General features: G+C 69.8%; 24 protein-coding genes and 1 tRNA gene. 14 read left to right on the top strand and 11 right to left on the bottom strand.

Translation table 11 applies throughout. The annotated features are described in order from the left end of the window. Window positions 1–133 precede the first annotated feature (133 nt). Both GA0070614_RS24695 and GA0070614_RS24690 read left to right on the top strand, forming a co-directional pair. Window positions 134–1021 (top strand): NAD(P)-dependent oxidoreductase, encoded by an 888-nt coding sequence (locus GA0070614_RS24695; protein WP_088978194.1) that lies wholly within the window; start codon window positions 134–136, stop codon window positions 1019–1021. After that, window positions 1018–1599 carry a maleylpyruvate isomerase N-terminal domain-containing protein gene (locus GA0070614_RS24690; RefSeq protein WP_088978193.1) on the top strand — a complete coding sequence of 194 codons (582 nt, stop codon included), beginning with the start codon at window positions 1018–1020 and terminating at the stop codon, window positions 1597–1599. The genes GA0070614_RS24695 and GA0070614_RS24690 overlap by 4 nt, the downstream gene beginning before the upstream one ends. Window positions 1600–2149: 550 nt before the next feature. Here GA0070614_RS24690 and GA0070614_RS30645 read toward each other — a convergent pair. Genes GA0070614_RS30645 through GA0070614_RS30640 form a run of 3 tightly spaced genes read right to left on the bottom strand, consistent with a single transcriptional unit; the run spans window position 2150 to window position 2714 of the window. Next, entirely contained in the window at window positions 2150–2323 is a 174-nt protein-coding gene (locus tag GA0070614_RS30645; RefSeq protein WP_165435871.1) for a hypothetical protein, read from the bottom strand. Then, complete coding sequence (locus GA0070614_RS24685) at window positions 2320–2538, bottom strand: hypothetical protein (protein ID WP_088978192.1); 219 nt, start codon at window positions 2536–2538, stop codon at window positions 2320–2322. The genes GA0070614_RS30645 and GA0070614_RS24685 overlap by 4 nt, the downstream gene beginning before the upstream one ends. Then, window positions 2535–2714 (bottom strand): hypothetical protein, encoded by a 180-nt coding sequence (locus GA0070614_RS30640; RefSeq protein WP_172892496.1) that lies wholly within the window; start codon window positions 2712–2714, stop codon window positions 2535–2537. Before GA0070614_RS30640 ends, GA0070614_RS24685 begins: the two co-directional genes overlap by 4 nt. Before the next feature lie 405 nt (window positions 2715–3119). Between GA0070614_RS30640 and GA0070614_RS24675 the strand changes: the two genes are divergently transcribed. Further along, window positions 3120–4247, top strand: coding sequence for a helix-turn-helix domain-containing protein (locus GA0070614_RS24675; protein WP_088978191.1), 1128 nt, complete (start codon window positions 3120–3122; stop codon window positions 4245–4247). Next, window positions 4244–4825 carry an HD domain-containing protein gene (locus tag GA0070614_RS24670; protein ID WP_088978190.1) on the top strand — a complete coding sequence of 194 codons (582 nt, stop codon included), beginning with the start codon at window positions 4244–4246 and terminating at the stop codon, window positions 4823–4825. The genes GA0070614_RS24675 and GA0070614_RS24670 overlap by 4 nt, the downstream gene beginning before the upstream one ends. A gap of 1013 nt (window positions 4826–5838) precedes the next feature. Here the strand turns inward: GA0070614_RS24670 and GA0070614_RS24665 are convergent. Beyond that, window positions 5839–8511 (bottom strand): tetratricopeptide repeat protein, encoded by a 2673-nt coding sequence (locus tag GA0070614_RS24665; protein ID WP_157745079.1) that lies wholly within the window; start codon window positions 8509–8511, stop codon window positions 5839–5841. Between the two features lie 1302 nt (window positions 8512–9813). On the opposite strand from GA0070614_RS24665, the gene GA0070614_RS30325 reads away from it, so the two are divergent. Continuing rightward, window positions 9814–10503 carry a hypothetical protein gene (locus tag GA0070614_RS30325; protein WP_157745078.1) on the top strand — a complete coding sequence of 230 codons (690 nt, stop codon included), beginning with the start codon at window positions 9814–9816 and terminating at the stop codon, window positions 10501–10503. Between the two features lie 34 nt (window positions 10504–10537). Here the strand turns inward: GA0070614_RS30325 and GA0070614_RS30320 are convergent, their stop codons facing one another. Then, window positions 10538–11329: a hypothetical protein gene (locus GA0070614_RS30320; protein WP_157745077.1), complete on the bottom strand. Its 792-nt coding sequence runs from the start codon at window positions 11327–11329 to the stop codon at window positions 10538–10540. Window positions 11330–12232: 903 nt separating this feature from the next. After that, a complete protein-coding gene (locus GA0070614_RS24660) occupies window positions 12233–13741 on the bottom strand; it encodes a peptide deformylase (RefSeq protein WP_197701353.1) in 1509 nt (502 codons plus the stop codon). A gap of 344 nt (window positions 13742–14085) precedes the next feature. Between GA0070614_RS24660 and GA0070614_RS24655 the strand changes: the two genes are divergently transcribed. Continuing rightward, entirely contained in the window at window positions 14086–14529 is a 444-nt protein-coding gene (locus GA0070614_RS24655) for a hypothetical protein (protein WP_088978188.1), read from the top strand. Between the two features lie 196 nt (window positions 14530–14725). On the opposite strand, the gene GA0070614_RS24650 is transcribed toward GA0070614_RS24655, so the two are convergent. Together GA0070614_RS24650 and GA0070614_RS24645 are read right to left on the bottom strand one after the other, a co-directional pair. Then, a tRNA-Val gene (locus GA0070614_RS24650) sits at window positions 14726–14797 on the bottom strand. A gap of 85 nt (window positions 14798–14882) precedes the next feature. Continuing rightward, entirely contained in the window at window positions 14883–15497 is a 615-nt protein-coding gene (locus GA0070614_RS24645) for a TIGR02611 family protein (RefSeq protein ID WP_231933380.1), read from the bottom strand. A 294-nt stretch (window positions 15498–15791) separates the two neighbouring features. On the opposite strand from GA0070614_RS24645, the gene GA0070614_RS24640 reads away from it, so the two are divergent. Next, window positions 15792–16223 carry an SsgA family sporulation/cell division regulator gene (locus tag GA0070614_RS24640; protein ID WP_007457244.1) on the top strand — a complete coding sequence of 144 codons (432 nt, stop codon included), beginning with the start codon at window positions 15792–15794 and terminating at the stop codon, window positions 16221–16223. A gap of 94 nt (window positions 16224–16317) precedes the next feature. On the opposite strand, the gene GA0070614_RS24635 is transcribed toward GA0070614_RS24640, so the two are convergent. After that, window positions 16318–17094, bottom strand: coding sequence for an SDR family oxidoreductase (locus GA0070614_RS24635; protein WP_088978186.1), 777 nt, complete (start codon window positions 17092–17094; stop codon window positions 16318–16320). A gap of 136 nt (window positions 17095–17230) precedes the next feature. Here GA0070614_RS24635 and GA0070614_RS24630 point away from each other — a divergent pair, with 136 nt between their 5' ends. From GA0070614_RS24630 to GA0070614_RS24610, 5 genes are all read left to right on the top strand, one after another. After that, window positions 17231–18127: a helix-turn-helix transcriptional regulator gene (locus GA0070614_RS24630; RefSeq protein WP_088978185.1), complete on the top strand. Its 897-nt coding sequence runs from the start codon at window positions 17231–17233 to the stop codon at window positions 18125–18127. A 7-nt stretch (window positions 18128–18134) separates the two neighbouring features. Beyond that, on the top strand, window positions 18135–18590 hold the full coding sequence (locus GA0070614_RS24625; RefSeq protein WP_088978184.1) for an RrF2 family transcriptional regulator: 456 nt from the start codon (window positions 18135–18137) through the stop codon (window positions 18588–18590). Then, the gene (locus GA0070614_RS24620) at window positions 18590–19096 is read left to right on the top strand and encodes a GNAT family N-acetyltransferase (protein WP_088978183.1); all 507 of its coding nucleotides are present in this window, start codon (window positions 18590–18592) and stop codon (window positions 19094–19096) included. The genes GA0070614_RS24625 and GA0070614_RS24620 overlap by 1 nt, the downstream gene beginning before the upstream one ends. Window positions 19097–19383: 287 nt before the next feature. Further along, window positions 19384–19563, top strand: a complete 180-nt coding sequence (locus GA0070614_RS24615; RefSeq protein ID WP_088978182.1) for a DUF4236 domain-containing protein — start codon at window positions 19384–19386, stop codon at window positions 19561–19563. A gap of 153 nt (window positions 19564–19716) precedes the next feature. Then, window positions 19717–20235: a potassium channel family protein gene (locus tag GA0070614_RS24610; RefSeq protein WP_088978181.1), complete on the top strand. Its 519-nt coding sequence runs from the start codon at window positions 19717–19719 to the stop codon at window positions 20233–20235. On the opposite strand, the gene GA0070614_RS24605 is transcribed toward GA0070614_RS24610, so the two are convergent. After that, on the bottom strand, window positions 20204–21100 hold the full coding sequence (locus GA0070614_RS24605; protein ID WP_088978180.1) for a hypothetical protein: 897 nt from the start codon (window positions 21098–21100) through the stop codon (window positions 20204–20206). The two genes, GA0070614_RS24610 and GA0070614_RS24605, sit on opposite strands and share 32 nt — an antisense overlap. A 24-nt stretch (window positions 21101–21124) precedes the next feature. Beyond that, on the bottom strand, window positions 21125–21646 hold the full coding sequence (locus GA0070614_RS24600; RefSeq protein ID WP_088978179.1) for a VOC family protein: 522 nt from the start codon (window positions 21644–21646) through the stop codon (window positions 21125–21127). Between the two features lie 50 nt (window positions 21647–21696). Between GA0070614_RS24600 and GA0070614_RS24595 the strand changes: the two genes are divergently transcribed. Further along, on the top strand, window positions 21697–22155 hold the full coding sequence (locus GA0070614_RS24595) for a MarR family winged helix-turn-helix transcriptional regulator (protein WP_088979640.1): 459 nt from the start codon (window positions 21697–21699) through the stop codon (window positions 22153–22155). Between the two features lie 60 nt (window positions 22156–22215). Beyond that, window positions 22216–23727: a tetratricopeptide repeat protein gene (locus tag GA0070614_RS24590; protein WP_088978178.1), complete on the top strand. Its 1512-nt coding sequence runs from the start codon at window positions 22216–22218 to the stop codon at window positions 23725–23727. Window positions 23728–23812: the final 85 nt, after the last annotated feature.

The following is a 23812-nucleotide window of genomic DNA, read 5'->3' as shown; positions in this document are numbered from 1 at the left end:
CCACGGCCTCCATGCTAGTGGCAGGAAACTGGTGAATGTCGTCAGGCCTGCCACTGTTCGGTGCCCCTGCCCTGGTGCGAGCGTTGTCCCCGCACGGACCCGAGGCGGGGCCTGATGAACGAGGGGGACGACGATGAACGATGCGCGTGTGCCGGTGACGGTGCTCGGTCTGGGGATGATGGGCAGGGCCCTGGCCCGGGCTTTCCTGGCCGCCGGCCATCCGACGACGGTGTGGAACCGCACGCCCGGGCGGGCCGACGAGCTGGTGGCGGCCGGAGCGGTCGCCGTGGACACCGCCGCCGCCGCGATCGCGGCGAGTCCTCTGGTCGTGGTCTGTGTGCGCGACTACCCGGCTGCGGAGGAGATCCTCGGCACGGCGCGCGACGCGCTCGCCGGCCGGGTGCTGGTGAACCTGACGTCCGGCACCTCGGCGGAGGCCCGGGAGATGGCCGGCCGGGTCGCCGGGCGAGGAGCCGGATACCTCGACGGGGCGATCATGATGACGCCGCCGGGCATCGGTACCCCTGAGGCCGTCATCCTCTACGGCGGAGCGCCGGAGGACTTCACCGCCAATGAACCGGCACTGCGCGTCCTCGGTGGCGGCACCACGTTCCTGGGTGCCGACCCCGGCCTGCCGTCGGTGTACGACGTGGCACTGCTCGGGGTCATGTGGGGCACCCTCAACAGCTTCATGCATGCCGTGGCGCTGGTCGGCACGGAGGGGATCGCCGCGAGCACCTTTCTCCCGCTGGTGAAGGACTGGCTGTTGGGGGTCTCCTCGTTCCTCAGCCTGTACGCCGAGCAGATCGACAGCGGCGACTACGCGGCGAGCGACGCGACCTTGGAGACCCATCTCTCGCCGATCGGGCACCTCATCGAGGAGAGCCGGGCGCGGGGCGTCGACGCGTCGATCGCCGAGTACACCAGGACGCTCGTCGAGAAGGCGGTGTCCGACGGTCACGCCCGGGACAGTTACGCTCGGATCGTCGAGTACTTCGGCGCTCCGGCGGCGCGGGCGTGAGCGACTTCTGGCCCGGCCTGGTCACCTCAGCGGCCGACGAGAGCGTGCTCGTCCTGGAGAAAGCAGCCGACCAGGACTGGAACACCGGCGCCGCTGATCTGGACTGGACCTGCCGGCAGACGCTGGATCATCTCGCCCTCGGCATCGTCGGCTACGCCGGGCTGCTGATCGCCCGTCCGGCCGACCGGTACGTCACGCTCTTCGCCTCACTCGACGAGCACGCGCCGATACCGGCCTGTCTGGAGGGCATCCGGATCGCCGCGAGCATCCTCGCGTCCGCCGTACGGGAGGCGACTCCGGAGGTCCAGGCCTGGCATCCCTGGGGGCACTCCGACGGGCCCGGCTTCGCCGCGATGGGGATCGTCGAGCTGGCCGTGCACACGTACGACATCGCCCGCACGTTCGAGCTGGGCTGGCGGCCGCCGGACACGCTGTGCCGGGCTGCGCTCGAACGGCTGTTCCCGGATCGTCCCGCCGGCCACAGCCCCGCCGACACTCTGTTGTGGTGCACCGGCCGCGAACCGTTGCCCGGACTCGGCCGCCGGCGCCAATGGCAGTGGGACGGGACGGTGCGCTGACCGTGAGTCTGGTGCGGTCGGTTCAGCGGTGGTGAGCTGATGGCCGGCAGCGGTCGGCGTGACTCCTGCTCTGAACCGGCCTTCGTGCCTTTGAGTCTGTCCCGCCTGCTGCTGCCGGCGCCGACCCGGCGAGAGACGTGTGGCCTGATCAGGAGCATGACCGCCAGGTGGCGGCTGGCGTGTCTCATCAGTCCTGCCATCTCCGCACCGGACCTGGCCTTGCGTCTCCACGGTGAGGAGGGAACGCATGTCCGTGCTGGCAGAACTGGTCGAGGTCGCCATCGGCGTCGACACGCATCAAGACACTCACCGCCGCGATGCTGGATACCCGCACCGGCGCAGTGTTGGCCCGAGTCACGGTGAGCACCGACCCGGACGGCTATGCCGATCATGGTGGGCAACACTGGGATCAAACCAGTGACCTCTTCGGTGTGAACTCTCGGCGAGCGGGCCGGATCGGGCTCGATGCGAGGTCAGACGGCCTGGTGGTGCGCTTCTCGGCCCGGTTCGGCTGGTTCGGTTGCTGTACTTCGCTGCTGTACTGCAGGCATCAGACGAGGCGCTGGATGCGGATCTTCGGGCGTTCGTTCTTGAGGTGGCCCTGCTTGTGCTGGCGGACCTGCTCGTCCCAGACCTCCTGGTCGTAGTCCGGGTCCGGTGGGATCCACTTGTGGGAGCCGTCGCTGTAATGGAACTTCTCGTCGCCGGGTCGCAGGATGCTCACCGCAGCCAGCCGAGGAAGCGCCGGTGCAGTGCCCCCGCCGGCACCCAGGTCAGGTCCTCGGAGGCACGCACCAGCTGGGCACTCAGGTAGAGGGCCAGGGAAATGGGAGCGCCGTCGAATTCCGCGCGCAGCTCGCGCTGCCGGGTACGGCAGGGCCACGGCGCATCGCAGCCACCACAGCTCCAGATCGGCAGCACCGGGCCGTGCGTGGTCATGCGCGACCTCCGAGCACCGCCGCCGTCAGGGACCGCGCCTGCCGGCTGATCGCCCAATCCACCTGCCAGCACGGGTACGGCGTCAGCCGCGACCACCACGCCCGGCAACCGATGCACAGGCCGTCCCCGCCCGGCAGATGCACGACCAGGACCCGCCGCTCCGCCTCGTTGCTCATTGCTCCTCCTCGGCGGGCCAGTGCCCCCGGTTGATCGGGATGCGGTGCCGGCTACGACAGGGGCAGCTCCGCCCCACAGCGGCAGACCCAGTTCCACTTCCGCCACGACCATGTCGGGCGGTGTCGCCGTGCCAGGGTCATCGCGACGGCGATCAGGTACTGGTCGTAGGACACTCGTCGCCACGGTGGTGTCCTGTCCCGCATCACTGGCTCCCTCCGCCGGGCAGCACTGCATGGCCGACCCCGAACCACGGGACCGGATCTGGAACGTTCGGTAACTGCGACGCTACGATCACGACGACGGCGGTTGGACTCACCCGTGGTACGAGTGAGCAGGCCAGATGTGCTGCCGCAGCACTGGTTCACGGCGGAAACGTCGACTACCGGTCAACGTAGGGATGACGGATGACAGGTCGCGGACGATCAGCACCACATCGCGGCGAGGTAACCGGCTACCTGTTCAAGCTGATCCGGGAGTCCATCCCGCTCACGCAGGAGCAACTCGCCGTCGACCTGGACGTCGACCGCGTGACCGTGCAGAGCTGGGAATCCGGGCGCCGGCCATTCACTGCGGTGCCGCTCGGACACGTGATCGCCGTCCGGCACAGGCTCGGACGGCTCGGCGCGAACACAGTTCTGCTCGCCGCACTCGACGACGCCGCCGAAGCGGATCTCATCCTCGCCGCTGTCCTCGAAGGCCAGGTCGACCGCTGCGACATCGCCGAACAGCCGCTCGGCTGGTCCGTACTCACCCACCGTCTGACCGACTTGATCCTCTGGGCCGTCCTCGGGCAGACACCGACCTTCGCCAGAGAGCTACCCATCGCCCCTCCCCGGCGAGGTCCGGTCGCGTCCGGGCCGACCCTGACCGTCGACGAGCAACGCGCGTTCTTCGCTCACCTTCATGTGCTCGCCGATCGCGCCGCAGCCGGACGGCATCGGAACGTGCTGCTGCACCGGCAAGCCTGCTTCCTCGCCGGCATGGACCCCACCAAGACAGCGGCGGGATGGCTCACCCAGACCACCGCCCGAGCCCGCCGAGTGACCACCTTCAGCACCTGGTCGCCGCTGTGGCCCGACGCACGCTCCGTTGTCACGTCCCTCGCAAACCAGGGCGACCCGGAACCGTTGCGGGACTTCATCGCTCGCGCACATCCGGACGACGCCTGCGAGCGAGCAGCCCTCAATTACTCGGCCTACTGGGTGGGCGAGATCCCTTACCGCCACCGCGACGACTCCTTCATGCCCGGGACGCTCGCTGACTGGCATGGCTCGGTACTTCTTCGGCACTTGGTCCAACGCCTAGAACCTGGACATCCCTTCGTGGATCTCAACATCCACAACGTCTGGGCTCTCCTGGCCGCACGACGCGGTCTCGCTCTCGACAACCCCGCCGCGACTCGGGCACTCCTCGACCGCAGTGTCCCGCTCCTGGACAGTGACCGGATCTCCGCGCAGTCGCGGCAGGAACTAACCTCAATCGTCTACAGCCTGCGGGCGGACGGACTCACCGGCACAGGGACGGGCAGATGACCGACGACCACGACGCCGCCGGAGCGATGAGCTTCATCTTCGAAGCCGGCGTCCTCAAGCGGGCGGCGCGTACCGGCTGGTGGTTCGCCGGCGTGAAGCACCCCGAGTCCATCGCCGAACACTCCTTCCGCACGGCGCTCATCGGAATGGTGCTCGCTGCCATGGAAGGCGCCGACCCGGCCCAGGTGTCGATGCTGTGCGTGCTGCACGACACCCAGGAAACCCGGATCACCGACATCCCGCACATCGCCAAGCGTTACCTCACCGCCGTACCGAACACCGCCGTCACCGCCGACCAGGTCGCCACCTGTCCCCCAGCCGTCGCCGACGTCATCACCGCCGCCGTCGCCGAGTACGAAGCCGGCGAGACGCTGGAAGCCGTCGTGGCCCGCGACGCCGACAAGCTGGAATGCCTGGTCCAAGCCGTCGAATACCGCCACCAGGGCGCCGACAACGTCCAGCGCTGGATTGACAGCTCACGGGCGGCGCTCAAGACCGCCAGCGCCCATCGCCTCGCCGACGCCGCCCTCAGCGGACAACCCCTCGCCTGGCTCACTCCTCCCCCGCTTCAGGAGTAAGCCCCAAGAACATCCGTAGATCTACCTAGGGGCTCATGGCCCTCACCGACCTCGACCCCTCGCTTGTAAGTTCTGGGCGCTCCGTCCAGCAGCATCCATCCATGTACGCGGCCTCGGGCGATGGTTCGCGCTCGACTGCCGGCCGCTGCCCTCGTCCTGGCTCGTTTCTGTCAGCATTGCTGTCAGGGCTGTCGCCGCAGACGGTGCGGGAGGCTTGGGAGCCCCGCAACCAGCGGGGCTCCCCGGACTCGGCCCGACTCGAACGGGCTGCCACCCTCTCCATCTTGCGGGCGTGGTCATCCGGAGCCACCACGCCTTGGGCGAGGACAGACGGATTCAACCAAGCGACGCACGCGGACGGCAACGCTCAACTCAGACGTTGAAGCGGAACTTAGATGGGGCCTTCCGTGACCTGCATCGGCCTGGTCGACACACTGGTCACGCCCCGTCCTGGGCTCACGTCATTGGTGGCTGGTCGCCGACGTTTCACGTTGTCTTGTGCCCCATCTGTGCCCCAGCCGTTCCTACACTCGGCTCGTGCCGGAACCGAGCTTCGAGATGGTGATCTCCCAGGTTTTCAACGTCACGGGCCGCCCAGTGATCGTGTTCGGATCTTGTAGTCCGACCGGGCTGCGCCAAGGCGACATGGTGGAGGTGCTGTGTGACGGCAACGTCGTGGCCACAACCCGCGCCTTCGTTGAGCTGCACTCGCGTCCCGGCACCGCGTCCCTCGTACTGCCTGACGTAGCAGGGTCTGACGTAGAGCCAGGTCATGTCCTCCGAGCGGCGCGGGAGCACTGACGTTGGCAGCGACAGCCACGCCAAACCTCTTCGGTGTGAACGCCGCTACGGCGCACCGTCCGCTGCCATCTGCTGTCATTCCGTGCCGTTCGGCTCAGCCACTACGCCGCCCGCTGGCGGGATTTGTCGCTCTTAGGCGACCCATCCGCTGCCTCCTTGCTGCCCTAGCCAGTGGAAGTCGTCGTGGGCAGTAGCTCGGAGGGCCTGCGTGGTCAGGGTCGACGCCACGGCTGGTCAGCGGTCGCACCGAGGGCCGGGTCCGGGTCCAGCACTTGGCGGTACTCGGTCTCAGCCTCGTCGTAACGGCCCTGGCTGTCCAAGACGTTGGCGAGGTTGTGGCGGGTGCGCAGGGTGTCCGGGTGCTCCGTACCGAGGACCCGGGTCCGGGTGGCCAGCACCTCGCGGTACTCGGTCTCCGCCTCGCTGTAACGGCCCTGGCTGTCCAAGACGTTGGCGAGGTTGTGGCGGGTGCGCAGGGTGTCCGGGTGCTCCGCGCCGAGGACCCGGGTCCGGGTGGCCAGCACCTCGCGGTACTCGGTCTCCGCCTCGTCGTGACGGCCCTGGCTGTCCAAGACGTTGGCGAGGTTGTGGCGGGTGCGCAGGGTGTCCGGGTGCTCCGCGCCGAGGACCCGGGTCTGGATGGCCAGCACCTCGCGGTACTCGGTCTCCGCCTCGTCGTGACGGCCCCGCTCTTTCATGACGATCGCGAGGTTGTGGCGAGTGCCCAGGGTGTCGGGGTGGTCCGCGCCGAGGACCCGGGTTTGGATGGCCAGCACCTCGCGGTACTCGGTCTCCGCCTCATCGTGACGGCCCTGCACTTTCATGACGATCGCGAGGTTGTGGCGAGTGCCCAGGGTGTCGGGGTGGTCCGCGCCGAGGACCCGGGTCCGGGTGGCCAGCACCTCGCGGAACTCGGTCTCCGCCTCGTCGTAACGGCCCTGCTCTTTCATGACGATCGCGAGGTTGTGGCGAGTGCCCAGGGTGTCGAGGTGCTCCGCGCCGAGGACCCAGGTCTGGGTGGCCAGCACATCACGGTACTCGGTCTCCGCCTCGTCGTGACGGCCCTGGCTGTCCAAGACGATGCCGAGGTTGCGGCGGGCGCCCAAGGTGTGAGGGTGCTCCGCGCCGAGGACCCGGGTCTGGGTGGCGAGCAACTCGCGGAACTCGGTCTCCGCCTCGTCGTAACGGCCCTGGCTGTTCAAGACGTTGGCGAGGTTGTGGCGGGTGCGCAGGGTGTCCGGGTGCTCCGCGCCGAGGACCCGGGTCTGGATGGCCAGCACCTCGCGGTACTCGGTCTCCGCCTCGTCGTGACGGCCCTGCTCTTTCGCGGCGATCGCGAGGTTGTGGCGGGTGGTCAGGGTGTCGGGGTGCTCCGCGCCGAGGACCCGGGTCTGGGTGGCGAGCAACTCGCGCAACTCAGTCTCCGCCTCGTCGTAACGGCCCTGGCTGTGCAAGACGATCGCGAGGTCTTGGCGCATCTGCAGAGTTTGCAAATCGTTGGCATCAACGTCTGGATGATCCAGGTACAGGCACAGCAAACGTCTGGTGGTGGCAGCCAGGACGTGTTGCTTCGCATCGCTGGGAATCAGGTCGTACAGCTGCTGAATCTGCGCGGCGGTCAGCGCGGGTTTGCCATCGCCGGTCAGGTGTTCCGTGATTAACGCGTCGAAGGGTGTTTGCATCTCGCTCGCTACCCCGATCGCCGCGCTGAGCATCGGTACCGGGTCATGGCGCAGCAGCATGGCAACAGCCGGCAGTGCGGCACTCGTATGGGCCGACGCTCGACTAAGTAGGGTCAGGGCCCGCCTAACGCGGCTCTGGTCGCCACTCGTGGCTTCGCTCACGACCGCGGCCATGACCGGCGTACCGGTGAGCAGGTCGGCGACGTAGCGCTCCAACAACACCGCGGGTAGGCGCGGCGCCAGCCAGTCCGGCTCCTGCTGTCGGTATAGCCCACGCAGCCACTCAGCCAGCCGCCCCGCCTCCCGATCTGGTTCACCTGCGCGGGCAAGCCCCGGCAGCCGCATCAGCATCTGCCGCGCCGTCGCCGGATCCGGCGCACCGACTAGCGCTGCCAGCGCCACCGCCTGCCCGAGCACTTCCAGCGGCAACGCCTTGAGTCCCGCCCGCTCGGCCGTCGCCAGCCACCATTCCTGCTCCACCGCAAACACACCGGCCACGGTCTCGGCGGCATCGACCCGCCCGCTCGCGGTCGTCACCGCGGCCCACGCCGCGCCCGCATGCAACAACGCGATTGATGGCGACGGCAGCACCGGCACCCAGACCACCGACGGCACCGGCTCCCCCTCCGGCGTGAAGGATCGCAACGCCTGCGCAAACATCTGGCGTTGCGCCTTTTCGTCACCCACGATGGGCGGCACGGTTATCTGAGCCCGGAACGGTAGTTCCGACACCACCTCGCTGGGCAGCCCGCGCCGGATTGCCTGCCACCACACTGCATCGACCCGGCCGGCCAGCACCAGACGGACCTCTGACGCGCCGAGCGCCGCCCATGCCGTTACCGCCGCCGCCACGTCATCGCGTGTCTCGGCATCTTCCAACACCACCACCACCGAACCGCCCAGGCCCGCTGCCGCCGTTACCGCTGCCGCTCCACACCCCGGCCGAGCCCAGCCCCACCGAACAGAGCTGCGCCCTGCCGCCTCCACCAGCAGCCTCGTCTTGCCCACCCCCGCTGACCCATCGACGTACAGCACTCTCTCCACCATGTCACCCTGCCCGCCCGCCCAGCGCAACACCCGCCGCGCCAGCGGATCGTGCAACACGCTGTAGGGAACCAATGCCCGGCCGGCAGACACCATCGTGAGCACACCGCCGTCCTCGACGTCGGCTCGATCTGCGCCCTTGACGCCGGCCAGCGTCACAGCCCGCCACGCAGCCTCCCGCGCCAGGACCTCACCCCGACGCTGCCACAACACGCCCCCATACAAGCCAGCTGCACCAGAGAAAGCGCCTAGGGCCGCAGCCACAAACCACGTCACAAAGTTCGCCAACGCGGCGGTCACGCCAGCTGCGACCAGCAACCCGGCACCCACCATTACCAGGTCCCGCCGTCCCAGCCGATCCGCGCCCCGATCAACAGCCACAACAGCCTCCCAACGGGCAATCCGACAGCCACTACACTGCGGCCGTGCCGCTCGGGCGGACATCCGCCAACGCGCCACACATTTACCACCAGCACAGAACGCCGCGGCTTTCCAGACACGCTTAGCCGTACCGGCGGCTATACAGCCACCGTCTGATCCGTAGCTCCGGGCGGTTCGAGGTCTTACGGTTAGCACCGGAGCCGAGGAACGTCTGATCGCTCCGTGGTGACTCCTGCAGTCCGCTCGGTTGCTGTACTTCGTTGCTGTACCGCTAGCCAACGCCCCGGTCCGCGCCATCCCACTCTGGGGCTGTCTAGACGAGCGGGTAGCACGGACCGCACGATGCGGTGCCGGTGACACGACATCACCGGAGGGACCGAGCCCCGATCGGCGCACATTCGGGGGCGGCCCGCAGAGAGCGTTTCTACAGGCCGCCCAGCCGCGTCACCCCCGGCAGGCCACGACGAGTTGACCGAAGGTCAATACGATGGTCGCCACACCCAGGACCAGACCGACCAACTGGTAGTTGATGCGTCGACTGCAGCTTCGCAGTCGAGCCCACCAGCGCAGACCTCGCAGCCGCCGTTCCCGACCGCCGCCCTTTCTCGTTACCGACATGCCTGTGCCCTCCAACTAGAGCAGAGGCCGGGGCGGTGCCCGCTGCCATCGGCGCACCGCCCCTACTTGGCCCCGACCAGGCAGGGGCTGCCTGGTCGGTCGATCAAACGCACCACCCCTTGGCGGCGATCGGACCGCTTGTGTGATCGGTCCCCCGCTGTAGTCCCACAGACTGAACAAGAGCCCCGTTGAACTGGGCAAACGTTGGCGGGAATCGTCCCTACACGAGCCAATGTGACGTGCGTCTCCTACCCCGAGCGGTCGATCCTGAGCGCGAGGTTAGAAGAGGATCACGAATGGCTGGTCTGCGGGCTGCGTCCCTGGTGAGAACGTCGTCTGCTGTCGGGTCTCGTCGGGACAGGCGGGAGGGCTTGGCTGCTCGGATGGCTGTACAGGCAAGCCAACCTCTTCGGCCCAGATCAGCGCCTTCGGGACATGGCGGGAGTCGTTTACCCTGACGCAGTGCTGGCAGCCGAAGATCCAAAGATCACCGACTGGATGCAGGCGTGGGGCAGCATTGCCGGCTTAGCGATGTCGACGCTGGCAGTGCTGCTGACCGGCCTTTTGTTCCGTCACGAGATCCGCGTACGACGCGACGAAAAGGAAAGCTCGGAATCGGCCCAGGCCCAACTAATTGTTCTAGGCGTGGAGCGATACATGGGAAACGAGGACGAGGGGTGGACCGGGGCTTTTTGGTTTGTGCGAAATGAAAGCGCCGCTCCAATCTCGAATCTCATCGTCTCTCCTCGGCAGTCGGATGACTTGGAATATGAGCTGTTCGCAGGCCGTGGCAAGGTTCACAAGAGCCTGCAAATCCTTACGGCGGACTCACGAGTCACGGGATTATGGGAATTCGATGACCCAAGACCTTGGCGAAGTTGGGAATCGAAGGAACCTCGCCCCTTCGAGATGGAGATGTTGTTTCTTGACGCCGCTGGCGTCGGCTGGCTTAGGACTGGAAGCGGGCAGCCAGTCAGATCGTCCTTCAATGACACGAGAACGCCATCAATCCTTCAATTAGCTGCGGAGGCTTATGGCGTGCCCTTTTGGGCCAGAGAGCCAGTCCGCTGGATCAGGCGTCACTCGCAGGTGCGACGGCGCCGCATCGTGAAACGCCTAGAAGCGCGTATTGAGAGGCGCTGGAAGGACTGATGACCACGCCGCTCCCATGGAGAGGCGAGCCACCTCAAGCCTTCTGCTCCATCTGGGTCCTTGACACTAGCGCTTCCTTGATGCCCAAATCTTTGCGAACCGTTCTTGTCATCTGGTCATACCACTCTTGAATCTCATCGAGTAGTGGCACGCTCTCGCCAGCGGTTGTCGCGTTGGTTCGCTCATCAATGACGCTTTCCATCAGCAGACCTAGGTAACGCATACTCTCGCTGTAGATTCTCCATGCCTGCCAACGGACATCAACCGGGGCAAGGAACTCGACAGGAGCAATCGCTTGCCCGATCGCATGACACCCGTCCGCGAGATTCTTCCGATCCACGTCATCCAACTTGAATCTCTCGTCTGGCTCATTAGAATTTGGAGAGGCGTCCCGCGCCAGATAAATCCACTGATGAATTATACCGAGGAGGTGGGAGTAGGTAGACATGCGATCTTTGTGCCACCGAGATTCATCTTCTCTCTGCCATTGCTCTCGGCGCTCAGCCCGCTCTCGCTCCCAGCGTAAATCCTCTTTTTCGGCTTCACGTCGCCATCTAATTTCGTCCTGCTCTCGGTCTCTCTGCCACTTCTTGTCCTCGCGGCGAGCGGTGAGCCATTGCGTGACCAGCGCTGCGGAAAGCGTGCCGACAATACCGACAATGCCGACAACAAGGCTAAGAGTCGGATCTTGATTGCTTGACCCCGCCGGAGTGGTTGACGGGGTCGGAGCGACTGTGGCGGTAGCGGCAGTCGAGGGGGTGGCGGTCACTTCAGTTTCCGACGGCGTTGGCACGATCACCAACGTCGTCCGCGAAAGCATTGTCACCCACACAGAATGCCGGTTGCCCTAAGCCCGGCGCCGCCCGGGCTTGCGCTACAGCGGAAGCACTTGGCATCCCGTCTGCCGCCGACCCACACTCCGTGGAGCGGGCCAGGGCCAGGGCGACAAGGTGGAGCGCCCTACTGGACGTACGACCTTGTCGCCCTGGCCCTGGTCTGCTCGGCTTGCCTGGGTCGGCGGTGGACGGGATGGCATCCCACCCCCACCACCCACGAACCCGGAACCATTCGGCAACTCCATCCTGGAGTCGTCTGGCCCCCGCCGGAGGCAGCCCTAACCCCAACCCCGCCCCAACCCACCGTCCCTCCCTCACCTTCACCCCTTCCCCACCTCGGACCCGAAAGCGGCCGGCGGATACCGTTCGGCAACTCGCCACGCCCACCGCAGACCGGTCCGCGGTGAGACGTCACGAGGTGGGAAGAGACGGTAGGGAGACGTTGTCGTCCTGGTCCCGGTCGTACTCCGGGACTCGTCACCGGGTCACTTCACTGACCCAGGGGTGACGCGCGGGGCGGGGCGTGGGGTTCGGGCCGGCTGACTCTTCCGCCCCGGCGCCCTTGCGCCGGGGCGGCGGCTCCGTAGGAGCCGGTTGCCGCGCCCCGGCCCGCGCCGCGCGGAGCGCCTTGATCCAAGTACAGGCCAATTCGGCAACAGATCACAGGCAGCTCCGAGCCGACCAAGACCGAGCACGACACCACCAACCGCTGCGGCACCTTCCACCCGCAGAGGCACGGGAACTCCGGCACCGCATCGGCGTCCGTACGACACGAGCTGCCTCACGCGGCCCCGTCAGCCCGCTACGGATTCCTCCCGCTGTCCTGGTACGTCATCGGTCCGCGCGCTCTCCGCTCCTCGGCAGCCGACTCCGCCCTCTTCCCTGCTACTCCCCTACTGAGACCAGGGCTTACCAGTGCCCTTGTACTGCGACACGGGGATGGGAGACACACTGTCGCGCATCCTGGCTCGGTAGAGGAGGCCGTACACATGGTCGATCTCGTGCTGGACCAGACGGGCCACTCCCCCGGTGAACGCGGTGATCCGGGTGGTGCCGTCGACGTCCTGGTGCTCGACCTCGATGCCGTGGGGCCTGGGCACCATCCCTCGGACATCGAAGAAGCTCAGACATCCCTCGTACTGCTCGTCGGTGTCGGCAGTCTCTGCGATCACCCTCGCGTTGAGCAGCACGATGATCTGCCCGTCCGGCGTCCGTACCAGGCTGGCGTTGCGGCTGATGCCGATCTGGGGCGCCGCGATCCCCATGCCCTTGGCGAACTCGTGCACCTGCGCGGCCCGCTCCATCATCGAGGACATCTGCGCGATGACCCGGCGGGCATCCTCTGATTCGGCGGGAAGGTCGAAGCGGCGGGCTTCTGTCGTGAGGATCGGGTCGCCCTCCTGCACGATCCCGATCTGCTGCATCTGATCGCTCGGGGTGAGCGTGTCCACCTGGTCCTCCTTCGCGGTTGCTGCCTTGAAACGCCACGCGATGCGGAACCGCGTGTGCAGGGGCGGCTCACTCGTCGCCCAGGTGAACGTGACGTTCTCCCCGTCAGACTCCCTCGCGATCGGCGTACGGAAGGCAGACGGCTCAGCGGTCATCGACGTCTCGGTTCCCCACGCAACCGGATCGAGGTCTGCGGGCAGGGTGAGGGACAGGCTCAGCCGGCGGGTGGGCAGTCGAATGGCGCGCTGCCACCATGGCCCCCACTTGTGCGCCGGGACGGTGTAGACGTACTCGATCCAGCGCTCTTCGCCCGGGTAGAGCGGGAACCGGCCGTCCTGGTTCTCGAATTGCAACCAGACCTCTTTGAAGGCGTCCCGGTCGTGCATGATCGTCCAAGCCATCGGCTCGCCGGCGCACTGTGCGGTGAGGTTGACTTCCTCCCAGGTGAGCGGGTTGTTGCGGTAGAGCTGGTTCGACCGCTCGGGGTCGCCGGGGTATCGGTCGACCGCGATGCGCACCAGGTAGCGGGTGACGGGCTCGGTCCCGATGTTGCGGAGCAACCGCCGCACCCGTGTGCGGTAGACACCGTCGGCCAGTGTGAGTTCGGCGTGCTCGTGTTCCACGACCAGGGCGGTACCGGGTGCGGTCTGAGGGTCGGGTACCGCTGCCTCGGGCCGGCGCTGAGTGGGCGCCGGGTGAGCCTGGGTCGCGGCGTGCAGGTCGCGCCAACGCCGGATGAGTGCCTGCCCCGCTTTCAATCCTCGGTCGGCGCTCTCTGCGAAGTCCCGGCTCGGGACGATGGTGCCGCCTTCGACCTTGCTGATGTACGAGGGCGTGTAACCGACCAATCCCGCGAGGGCCTTCTGGGAGTAGCCGGCGACCTCGCGCCAGTGGCGCAGCTCAGCGACGAACGCGGCGTGCTCCTCGGACAGCTGCTCCCGGTCCTGATTCACCGGTGGTCCTCCCCGTAGCCCCTGTGAATGGAATGAACGGCGGTTGATCGCTGGTCACCCTGTCGGCAACCCGTTCTCACCGGCTGTCATGGCGACATGCCGAAAAGAGCAGGAGCTTCGCCTTTCCCGACGCGGTCGCCACCTTCCGCCTCCGACTCAGCAAAGAGGAACTCTCACCTCGGCCAGGCCGCCGCCTGTCTCTCATCCCGCCACAGGCCAACAGCCCGGGACGCACCTCTCCCACGGGCGCAGCTTATCGACACCCGCCTGTGAACGTCAGCAACGGACCGGCCCGACCGGCCTCTCGTACGAGCACTCACGTCTTCCCCCTCAGAGGTGACCCGATGACCCCTACCCGATCCACCCCGCCCACGCCCGCCGGTCACCGCTCTGCAGTGCTGGTCCGTCGCGTGGTCGGCACCCCGGCGGAGGTTGCCGCGACCATCGCCCTGGTGCGTAACTCAGGTCGGCTGCTCTCGTCGACTCCGCCTCGCGATGTCCCCGGCACCGGACACGTCACGGTGACAGTCCGCTTCCTCGACACCTCGACCGCGGCCCCGCTGGCGATGCGGCGATCCCGCCGGAGTCGCCTCATCGTTGCCGTGGCCGTCGTTGTCGTCGGTGCGCTGTTCGCGATGGGCTGTCTCGCAGCCCACCTCGTTGTCACCGATGCCCTCCACTCGGGCCTTCCGGTGGTCGCGGGCTTCGTCCTCGTGCTGCTGGCCCTCCTGCTCGCGCCGGGCAAGGCCGCCTCTGCGAGATCCCGATGCTCAACCTGCAACCACTGACCGGCGATCCGCTCTTCGTGCCCGTCGCCCCGATTCCTCAACGAGATCAGCAAGGGCATCCAGGGCACAGGGTCGAGGGATGAGGTGGTAGTGGTTCGTGATGAGCCCATCACCCGAGTCCGCAGCGCCGATCACGGCCGCCGTCCGGCAATACAAAGGCCACCTCCCGAAGCCGGGAAGTGGCCTTTGACCTGCGTGGGCGATACTGGGATCGAACCAGTGACCTCTTCGGTGTGAACGAAGCGCTCTCCCGCTGAGCTAATCGCCCTCAGCGCCGTTGACTCTACCTGATCGAGGGACCGGACCAAAAACCCGGGGTCCCGCGCGTCCCCGCCGAGTGGATCACGACGGGGTCAGTGCGTCGCCAGGTAGTGCAGCAGCCGCGCCACCAGGTCGATCCCGAGGCTGTACTTGAGCGACAGCCAGACCACGGTCGCCACGAAGACCAGGCCGATCGAGCCGAGCACGAAGCGGACCGGCAGTGATCGTGAGGTCACCCATCGCGTCCAGTTGTGCACGTGCCGCCGGGTGAAGCCGAGCAGTCGTCGCGCCCAGTGGAACTCGACCGCCCAGATGGCGAGGCCGGCGATCACGATCAGCCAGCCCGGGCCGGGCAGCGGGATGAGGGCGATGCCGACGGTCACCACCAGCGCCCCGGCCACCGCGATGAAGATCTTGAGGGTGACCCTGCCGGTGGGGTTGGACCGGATCAGTTCGAGGGTGGTGCGGACCCGCTGCCGCCAGCCGGCGCGCGGCCGCTCGGCCAGGGCGGTGCCGGAGCCACCCCTGACGGCGGGACGACCGGGGGCGCCACCTCGGGCCGGACGGCGGGAGCGCGAAGCGCCGGAACGACCGTCGGCGACCGTCCGTCCGTCCCGGTCGGGCTGATCCATCGGCACCGCGTTCCCCCGCCTTTCGGCTGCTCGGACCCCTACTTCTGGTGAGCCGGTCGCGGCGCGGACATCCATTGAGGATCGGTTCGTGACCATTTCACCCCTCAGTGTCGCCCCGGCCCGTCACTTGCGCAGACCACTGGACGTTACCGGAGTAAGTCGACGACTGAACCACCCGACTTCGGACGGGCTCCCGCACTGGGCAGAGCCGGAAATCCTACAAGAATTTTCGCATTCTGGAGGCGTTTCCGACCCCCTTCCCACCACTGGGTGAAGTCAGCGTATGGCGGAGCGTAGCCAGAGGTAGCACCTGAGTATGGGAAAAGCGGGACACGCGCGTTCCGCAGCGGTGCCGGGGGGAGAACGTCCATGAGTGTCATCCGACCGACGACCGTAGAGGTCGAGACGTCGCTAAGGCTCGTCGCGCCTGACGCCACCGCATTGCCGGTGCGTGCCAGCCTGCGCTACGACCCTGCTGACCCGTATGCGGTCCATGTCCTGTTCCACGCCGAATCCGCCGGTGGCGAGGCCGTGAGCTGGTCCTTCGCCCGAGAGCTGCTGGTCACCGGCCTCGACGAGCCGGCCGGGATCGGGGACGTCCGGGTCTGGCCGTGGGCCACACCGCGCGGCGACTTCGTCGCGCTGGCGCTGTCGTCGCCCGACGGCAACGCCCTGTTCGAGGTGCCGCGCAGCGTCCTGGTGCGCTTCCTGCGGCGGACGTACGTCGTCGTCCCGCGCGGTCGCGAGGCCGAGCACCTGGACGTCGACACCGCGGTGAACCGGCTGCTCGCCGGTCGCTGAACCACCCGATCGGAGCCGCGCGGATCTGCCGAGTCCGCGCGGCTCCGGCTCCCGTCCCCGGGTACGGCCACCGCCCGGCCCGGGACGGCCGGGTTCAGCCGTGGGTGGTGATGCCGCCGTCGACCGGGATCACCGCACCGGTGAGGTACGCCCCGGCCCGCGACGACAGGTAGATCGCGGTCCCGGCCATGTCCTCCGGCCGGCCGATCCGCCCCAGCGGCACCTGCTGCGCGATCGCCGCGCGCGACTGCGGGTCGTCCAGGGCGAAGGCCATCATCTTGCTCTCGAACGGCCCGGGCGCGATCGCGTTGACCGTGATGTGCTCGCCGGCGAGCTGGTGGGCGAGGCTGCGGGTGAGCATGTGCACGGCCGCCTTGGTGGCCGAGTACGCGTACACCTCCATGGACGGCACGCGCAGGCCGTCGACCGAGCCGATGGTGATCACGCGGGCGGGGTCGTCGGCGCTGGCAGCGGCGCGCAGCGCCGGCAGCAGCGCGGTGGTGAGCCGGAAGACGGCCTTGACGTTGACCGCCCAGAGCTTGTCGAACGCGGCCTCCGGGTACGCCTCCAGCGGCGCGCCCCAGGTGGCGCCGGCGTTGTTGACCAGCACGTCGAGCCGGTCGGTGCGCTCCCGGACGGCGGCGGCGAGCCCTTCGGCGCCCGCGTCGTGGCCGAGGTCGGCCGGGATGGCCTCGCAGCGGCCCTGGGCGGAGAGTTCCTCGGCCACCGCCCGGCAGACGTCGGCCTTGCGGGACGAGATGATCACGTGGGCGCCGGCCTGCACGAAGCCTCGGGCGATCATCAGCCCGATCCCGCGTGAGCCGCCCGTGACCAGGACCGTCTTGCCGGTGACCGAGAACAGTTCCGTCATGCCCGTCCCATCCCGAGTCGGTGGACCTACCGATCGGTAACGTAGCCCCGCCCCGGCCGCCGGACAACCCCGCGTACGCGACAGCAGTCCCGTCGCCGGGATGCGACCACGGCGGGCTCGGGCTACGGTCGAGGTGATGGTCCCTTCCGGTCAGCTCTCCCCATCAACCCGTCCCGACCTGTCCGAGATCGACCTGCTCGACCTCGGCGACCTGGCGCCCGAGCCCGCCTGGCGCCGCCCGGTCCTGCTCGACGCCGACCTGCTCGTGCTGGTCACCGGCGGTCACGGCACCGCCGAGCTGGACTTCCGCGTCCTGCCCTGCCGTCCCGGCACGCTGCTGCGGGCCCGCCCCGGGCAGGTGCTGCGCTGCTCCCCCGGCCTCGACGCGACGGTGGTGCGCTGGCGCGACGAGGCGCTGCACGGGCTGGACGTCGAGGTCGACGCGGTACCCACCCACCACCAGCTCGCCGGTGAGGACGAGGACGCGGTCATCAACGAGGTCAGCCAGTTGACGGTCGACGTCCGCCGGCACCGGGGAGACCCGGCCGCCCGCGCGCTGCTGCGCCACCAGCTCGCGGTGCTGCTGCTGCGCCTGGGCCTGCTGCCGGCGAAGGGCGGGCCGGAGGCGCACGGCGCGCACCGCTCGGAGGTGGCCACCTTCCGCCGGCTCTGCCGCGAGATCGAGCGCGGCTACCAGCACACCCGCCGGGTGGAGGACTACGCGGCCCGCCTGGGCTGCTCGGTGCGTACCCTCACCCGGGCCTGCCTGGCGGTGACCGGACGCAGCGCCAAGCAGGTCGTCGACGAGCGGGTGGCGTTGCAGGCCAGCCGGCTGCTCGCCGCCACCGACGAGCCGGTGGCCCGGATCGGTCGCCGGCTCGGCTTCCCCGAGCCGACCAACTTCGGCCGCTTCTTCACCCGGGAGGTCGGGGTGAGCCCGGGGGCCTTCCGGGCGGCGCGCGCCGAGCCGCCGCCGCGGATCGTCCGGCCGCGCCCGCCCGCCGAGCCGTCCACCGGCAACGGGCGGGCATGATGACAGGGTGCAGATCTCCGCGCGCGGCGACTACGCGGTCCGGGCGGCACTGAGCCTCGCCACCGCGTACCCTTCGCTGCTCTCCACCCAGGCGATCGCCACCGAGCAGGACATGCCGCGCAAGTTCCTGGAGGCGGTCCTGGCGGACCTGCGCCGGGCCGGCATCGTCCGGGCCCAGCGCGGTGCGGAGGGCGGCTACACCCTGGCCCGGCCGCCGCGTGAGGTCACCGTCGGCGCGATCCTGCGGGCCGTCGAGGGTCCCCTGGCGGGGGTACGCGGGCTGCGCCCCGAACAGACGAGGTACGAGGGCGCGGCGGAGAACCTGCCCCGGCTCTGGGTGGCCGTCCGGGCGGCCGTGCGGCAGGTCCTCGACGAGGTCAGCCTCGCGGAGATAATCAGTGGCCGCCTCCCGGCGCACGTCCGTAGGTTGACGGCCCTGCCCGACGCCTGGGAGCCGCGCTGATGCCCACCCCCGTGCTGCACACCGACCGGCTGCTGCTGCAGCCCTACCGTCCGGACGACGCGGAGGACTCCGTCGCCCTGCTCACCGACCCCGAGGTGGGCCGGTTCATGGGCGACGGGCCGCTCAGCCCGGCCGAGGCGGCGGCCCTGTTCGGGCGGCTGTTCGACACGGTCTACGCGAACGACCTCTTCGACGTGTGGGCGGTGCGCCGCGACGGCCGGTACGTCGGGCACGCCGAGATCAAGCGGACCGACCAGGTGGACGGCCACGAGATCATCTACGCCCTGGCGAAGCCGGCCTGGGGCGGTGGCCTCGGCACCGAACTGGCCCGCGCCCTGGTCCGGTACGGCTTCGACACCCTCGACCTGCCCCGGGTGTACGCCACCGTCGCGGCCGAGAACCACGCCTCGCTGGCGTTGCTGGCCAAGCTCGGCTTCGTCCACGAGCGGGACGTCACCGAGGACGACGGCAGCCTCACCCGGGTCCTCGCCGTCGACCGCGCCTGACCGCCCCAGGTCCCGACGCGCACCGTCACCCGTCGCGAGGCTCGGCCGGCGCGCCGCCACGTTCGGGCGCAGGTGTTGGCGCCCCGGCGGCCACCCGTGCACCCGCAATCGTCGTCCGTGCCGCTCCCGCCCACATGCGAGCGTGCGTACGTCGCAGCGCTCGTCGGCTCGATCGGGATCCCGGACCGTCCAGACCGGATTCGAGAGCGGGTTTCGAATTTCCGGCATCCGGGCATGTTCAGGGCCGAGACGGCAGGGAAATACAGGGAAGGCGAAGGGAGCCCACGATGGGTCTGATGTTCCGCAAGCGCAAGAAGTACGGGCCGATCATCCTGAACTTCACCGAGAACGGCTTCTCGTCGTGGAGCATCAAGATCGGTCGCTGGTCCTGGAACTCCCGCGCCAAGGCGCACCGTGTCGACCTGCCGGGCCCGCTCTCCTGGAAGCAGGACAAGACCCGGGCGTGACGTCCGGAGGCCGAGCGGGGCGCCGGTGGTTCACCGGCGTCCCGCTCGGCCCCCCGGGCCGGTGACGGCCCCGAACCCGGTCCCCGCCGACGTGCGGGGGCCGGGTTCGGCGTTCCCGGGGTACGTCCGCCGTCCGACCAGGAGAATCGCCGCATGGGTGGGGACGGGTCGTACCGGCGGGAGCAGCGGTTCGCGGTGGCGACCTGCGTGCTGCTGGTGCTCGCCTACTTCCTCGTGCCGGTCGAGCCGGACCCGAACGGGCTGCGGCTGGCCCTGCGCTCGGCGGGGACCCTGGCCCTCGTGGTCACCGTCGCCCTGCTGGTCACCGGTCAGGTCCGCCGGCAGCTCACCGGGCACGCCCCGACCGGGGACGCGGAGGTCCGGGCACTGATCCGGCTCGCCGTCGCCCTGGTGGCCGGGGTGCTGACCTTCGCGCTCGCCGACTACGTGGTGGCGAACACCAGGCCTGGGCAGTTCGTCAACATGGAGACCCGGGTCGACGCGCTCTACTTCGCCCTGGCCACCCTCACCACCATCGGCTACGGCGACGTGCACGCGCAGGGGCAGATCGCCCGGGTGGTGGTCTGCGCGCAGATGCTGTTCAGCATCGGGGTGATCACGACCGGGGCGTCCATCGTGGTCAGGCAGTTGGCCGGTCGGAACCGGCGCTGATCACCACGTCGCCGCCGAGGCGACCCTCGGCCGGGTCCCGGGCGACCGCGCCGGAGTGCAGCAGGCCGGTCAGCGCGACGACCGTGTCGGCGCCCCGGTACGCGGTCGCGGTGACGGTGTGCCGGCGCAGCTCGGTGACCGTGCGCGGGCCGGAGCGGGTCAGCTCGGCCAGCAGCTCACGGCGCAGTGGCGCCGGGTCGGGGTGCAGTGCGATGTCGAGCAGCGCGCCGGCCGGGTCGGCGGGGTCGCGGTAGCGGACCCCGGCGAACTCGTCCACGGCCCAGAGCGTGTCCTTGAACGCCTCCAGGCTCTTGTCCAGCCCGGTGCCGAAGGCGACCGTCCGGGTCGCCGAGCCGTCGGCGGGGACCAGCTCGACCTCGCTGACCAGCGGGAATCCGGCGCCCTCCAGCGCCGGCCGGAGGCTGCCCGGCGTCGCGGCGGTGAGCAGCAGCTCGGCCGGGCGACCACCGGCCGCGACGGCGCGCAGCGCCGCCTCGGGGACGGCGCCGTCGACGAGGGCCAGCAGCGGCGCGCCGGCCGCGCCGGCCGCCTTGAGGGTGACCGGCAGCCGGGCGGGGTCGCCGGGCACCACGTGCACGGCGACGTCGGCCGGCAGGGTCGCCTCGACCGCGCCCAGCCGGGCGGGCAGGTCGGGCCCGCCGCCGGCCAGCACCAGGACGGTCAGCCGCCGACCCCGGAACCGGTCGGCGAACTCGGCCACCACCCGCAGCGCCGCTTCGGCGGTGCCGGGGTCGCCGGCGTACGCCAGGGCGAGGGTGGCCCGCCGGGAGCGGTGCATCGCCCCCGGCAACCAGTGGTCGAGCTGCCGGACGAGCAGTTCACGCAGGACGGCGTCGGTGGACATCCTGCCGTTGTACCGTACGGGCGCTCAGGCCGGGACGGAGATCCCCACCCCGCCGCGGGTCTGGCCGCCGTAGCGCTGCCGCTCGCGGTCGATGTCGAGCCGGCCGATGCGCTTGCGGGCGGCCAGCGCGGCGTCGTCGAGCAGGTCGGCCGGGACGATCCAGACGATCTCGAACTCCAGCCCGTCCGGGTCCTGGCCGTAGAGGCTCTTCGTGGTGCCGTGGTCGGAGGTGCCGACCAGGGCGCCCGCGGCGGCCAGCCGCTCGGCGGTGCGGGCCAGTTCGTCGAGGGTGTCCAGCTCCCAGGCGAGGTGGTAGAGGCCGACGGTGGCGCGGCCGGCCTGAGAGCGGCCGGCGGAGGCGCCGATCTCGAAGAGGCCGAGGTCGTGGTCGTTGGTGGAGTCGGGGGCCTGGAGGAAGGCGGCGCCGGAGAACCCGTCCGGGGTCATCGCGACCGGGCGGAAGCCCAGCACGTCACGGTAGAAGGCGACGCTGCGCTCCAGGTCGCTGACGTAGAGGACGGCGTGGTTGAGGCGGTGGATTCCCATGGGCTCCACGGTAGCGCGAATTGATTGAGCCTTCAACTACCTACGCTATGATGGCCGTCATGACCCGGTGGCTGGACCACGACGAGCAGCAGACCTGGCGGGCCTTCCTGACCGCCTCCCGGGCGCTGATGGAGACCCTCGACCGCGAGCTGCAACGCGACGCCGGCATGCCGCACGCGTACTACGAGATCCTGGTCCGGCTCTCCGAGGCCCCGCAGCGGCGGCTGCGGATGAGCGAGCTGGCCGAGAGCACCGGCTCGTCGCGCAGCCGGCTCTCGCACGCCGCCGCCCGGCTGGAGGCCGCCGGCTGGATCCGGCGCGAGGAGTGCCCCACCGACCGGCGCGGCCAGATCGCCGTGCTCACCGACGACGGGTTCGCCACGCTCGCCGCCGCCGCGCCCGGCCACGTCGAGGGTGTGCGCCGGCACCTCTTCGACGCGCTCAGCCCCGCCCAGGTCGACCAGCTGCGCCGGATCAGCGAGACCCTGGTGGCGCACCTGACGCGTTGACGACGGATCAGATCACTTCCGGGTCTTGTACATTCCGTCGCCGGACCAGCACGATGGGGCGTGCCCTCCGGCTTCGGTGAACTGACCCTCCAGGCGCACCAGCTGGTGTCCGCCGGTGACCTGGCCGGCGCCCAGCGGCTGCTCGCCGACGCGCTGACCGACGCCGACCCGCGCCCCGACCACGCCTCGCCCGAACTGGCCGACGCGGCCGGCCTCCAGGCCCGGGTGCTGGTGGCGCTCGGCGAGCCGCACTCCGCGCGGGGGTGGGCGGCCTTCGCGTACGCCGCGGCGGCCCGCCTGCACGGGCGCTCCGACGAGCGCACCGTCTCCGCCGCGGCCACCCTGGCGGCGGTGCTGCACCGGGTCGGCAGCGACGCCCGCGCCGCCCGGCTCTACTCCGAGGTCATCCTGGAGCTGACCGCCCGCGACGGCCCCGAGTCGCTGCGGGTGCTCGCCGCGCACGCCGACCTGGCCACCGTCGAGTACGCCCGGGGCCAGTGCGCGCAGGCCCGGGAGCGCCTGCAGGACGCCTGGGAGCTGCACCGCGAGGTCTACGGCGACGGGCACCCCAGCGGCATCAAGATGCTCGCCCGGCTCGGGGCGATGCAGCGCGACTGCGGCCGGTTCACCGAGGCGCAGGACAACCTCGCGCTCGCCCGTGAACTGGCCCGCCAGCACCTGGACGCCGAGGACCCGTTGGCCCGCCAGGTCGCCACGCTGGCCCGCTCCGCCGCCGACCCGGACCACGTCTGCGACGACGAGCCGCCACCGGAGCCCCAGACGCCGGTGGTGCCCGCGGCGCGTACCGCCCCACCGGACGAGGGGCCGCCCGAACCGCCGTCCTGGCCGGTCGGGCCGGCCGCGAGCGACGAGACGTACCCGCCGACGGTGCCCGGCCAGCGCCTGCCCACCGAGGACGTCGACGGGGCGTACCCGTACGACCCGGACGCCGACCGGTGGCCCACGCCCGACCCCGCGTACGACCCGGTGGCCGCGTCCGCGCCGGCCGGGTACGCCGAGGAGGCCGACGGGGTGCACCGGGTGGAGCAGCGGGCCGATCCGTCCCGGCTGCTGCCGGTCGTGGTGCCGCGGCACGTCGCGCCGCCCCCGCGCCGCAACCTGGCGCTGCCGGCCGTGGTGGCCGGGGTGGCCGTGGTGCTGCTCGGCACCGTCGCGGTGATCGCCGGGGTGTCCGGCGTCGACGGCGGCGATCCCCCGGCCGCCCCGCCGACCGGGCCGACCGGCGTCGCGTCCACCGGCCCCGGCACGGCGTCGCCGAGCAGCGGGGCGCTCGCCGCGCCCGGCACGCCCCCGGACCGGGTGGCCCTGGACGACCGGCGCGGCGACATCGCCCTGTCGTGGCGGTATCCGGCCGGCGCGGAGGGCCCGGTGGTCGTCTCCGGCGGCCGGGCCGGCCAGCAGCCGCGCGCCTTCCAGGAACTGCCCGCCGGGACGGAGAGCTTCGTCGTGTACGGCCTGGACCGCACCAACGACTACTGCTTCACCGTCGCGGTGGTCTGGTCCACCGACAGCGTGGGCCGCTCCCGCGAGGTCTGCACGAAGCGCCGCTGACCCCGCCGCCCGGCACCGGTGTGACGTGGTCGCGCGGGGGCCCGGCACGCTTGGTGGGACGACTCGCCGCGCGGTATGTTTCTCA

Origin of the sequence: Micromonospora coxensis (genome assembly GCF_900090295.1) — a bacterium.
Taxonomy (GTDB): domain Bacteria; phylum Actinomycetota; class Actinomycetes; order Mycobacteriales; family Micromonosporaceae; genus Micromonospora; species Micromonospora coxensis.
The sequence above is the reverse complement of the archived record's forward strand: the minus strand, read 5'-3'. Positions and strand labels throughout refer to the sequence as shown.

Coding starts and splice junctions, on each gene's coding strand:
- GA0070614_RS24600 (WP_088978179.1), bottom strand. CDS start 21,646: ATGGGAATCCACCGCCTCAACCACGCCGTCCTCTACGTCAGCGACCTG.
- GA0070614_RS24655 (WP_088978188.1), top strand. CDS start 14,086: ATGACCCCTACCCGATCCACCCCGCCCACGCCCGCCGGTCACCGCTCT.
- GA0070614_RS24685 (WP_088978192.1), bottom strand. CDS start 2,538: ATGACCACGCACGGCCCGGTGCTGCCGATCTGGAGCTGTGGTGGCTGC.
- GA0070614_RS24610 (WP_088978181.1), top strand. CDS start 19,717: ATGGGTGGGGACGGGTCGTACCGGCGGGAGCAGCGGTTCGCGGTGGCG.
- GA0070614_RS24675 (WP_088978191.1), top strand. CDS start 3,120: ATGACAGGTCGCGGACGATCAGCACCACATCGCGGCGAGGTAACCGGC.
- GA0070614_RS24595 (WP_088979640.1), top strand. CDS start 21,697: ATGGCCGTCATGACCCGGTGGCTGGACCACGACGAGCAGCAGACCTGG.
- GA0070614_RS24635 (WP_088978186.1), bottom strand. CDS start 17,094: ATGACGGAACTGTTCTCGGTCACCGGCAAGACGGTCCTGGTCACGGGC.
- GA0070614_RS24670 (WP_088978190.1), top strand. CDS start 4,244: ATGACCGACGACCACGACGCCGCCGGAGCGATGAGCTTCATCTTCGAA.
- GA0070614_RS24620 (WP_088978183.1), top strand. CDS start 18,590: ATGCCCACCCCCGTGCTGCACACCGACCGGCTGCTGCTGCAGCCCTAC.
- GA0070614_RS24695 (WP_088978194.1), top strand. CDS start 134: ATGAACGATGCGCGTGTGCCGGTGACGGTGCTCGGTCTGGGGATGATG.
- GA0070614_RS24630 (WP_088978185.1), top strand. CDS start 17,231: ATGGTCCCTTCCGGTCAGCTCTCCCCATCAACCCGTCCCGACCTGTCC.
- GA0070614_RS24640 (WP_007457244.1), top strand. CDS start 15,792: ATGAGTGTCATCCGACCGACGACCGTAGAGGTCGAGACGTCGCTAAGG.
- GA0070614_RS24615 (WP_088978182.1), top strand. CDS start 19,384: ATGGGTCTGATGTTCCGCAAGCGCAAGAAGTACGGGCCGATCATCCTG.
- GA0070614_RS30640 (WP_172892496.1), bottom strand. CDS start 2,714: ATGAGCAACGAGGCGGAGCGGCGGGTCCTGGTCGTGCATCTGCCGGGC.
- GA0070614_RS24605 (WP_088978180.1), bottom strand. CDS start 21,100: ATGTCCACCGACGCCGTCCTGCGTGAACTGCTCGTCCGGCAGCTCGAC.
- GA0070614_RS24645 (WP_231933380.1), bottom strand. CDS start 15,497: ATGGATGTCCGCGCCGCGACCGGCTCACCAGAAGTAGGGGTCCGAGCA.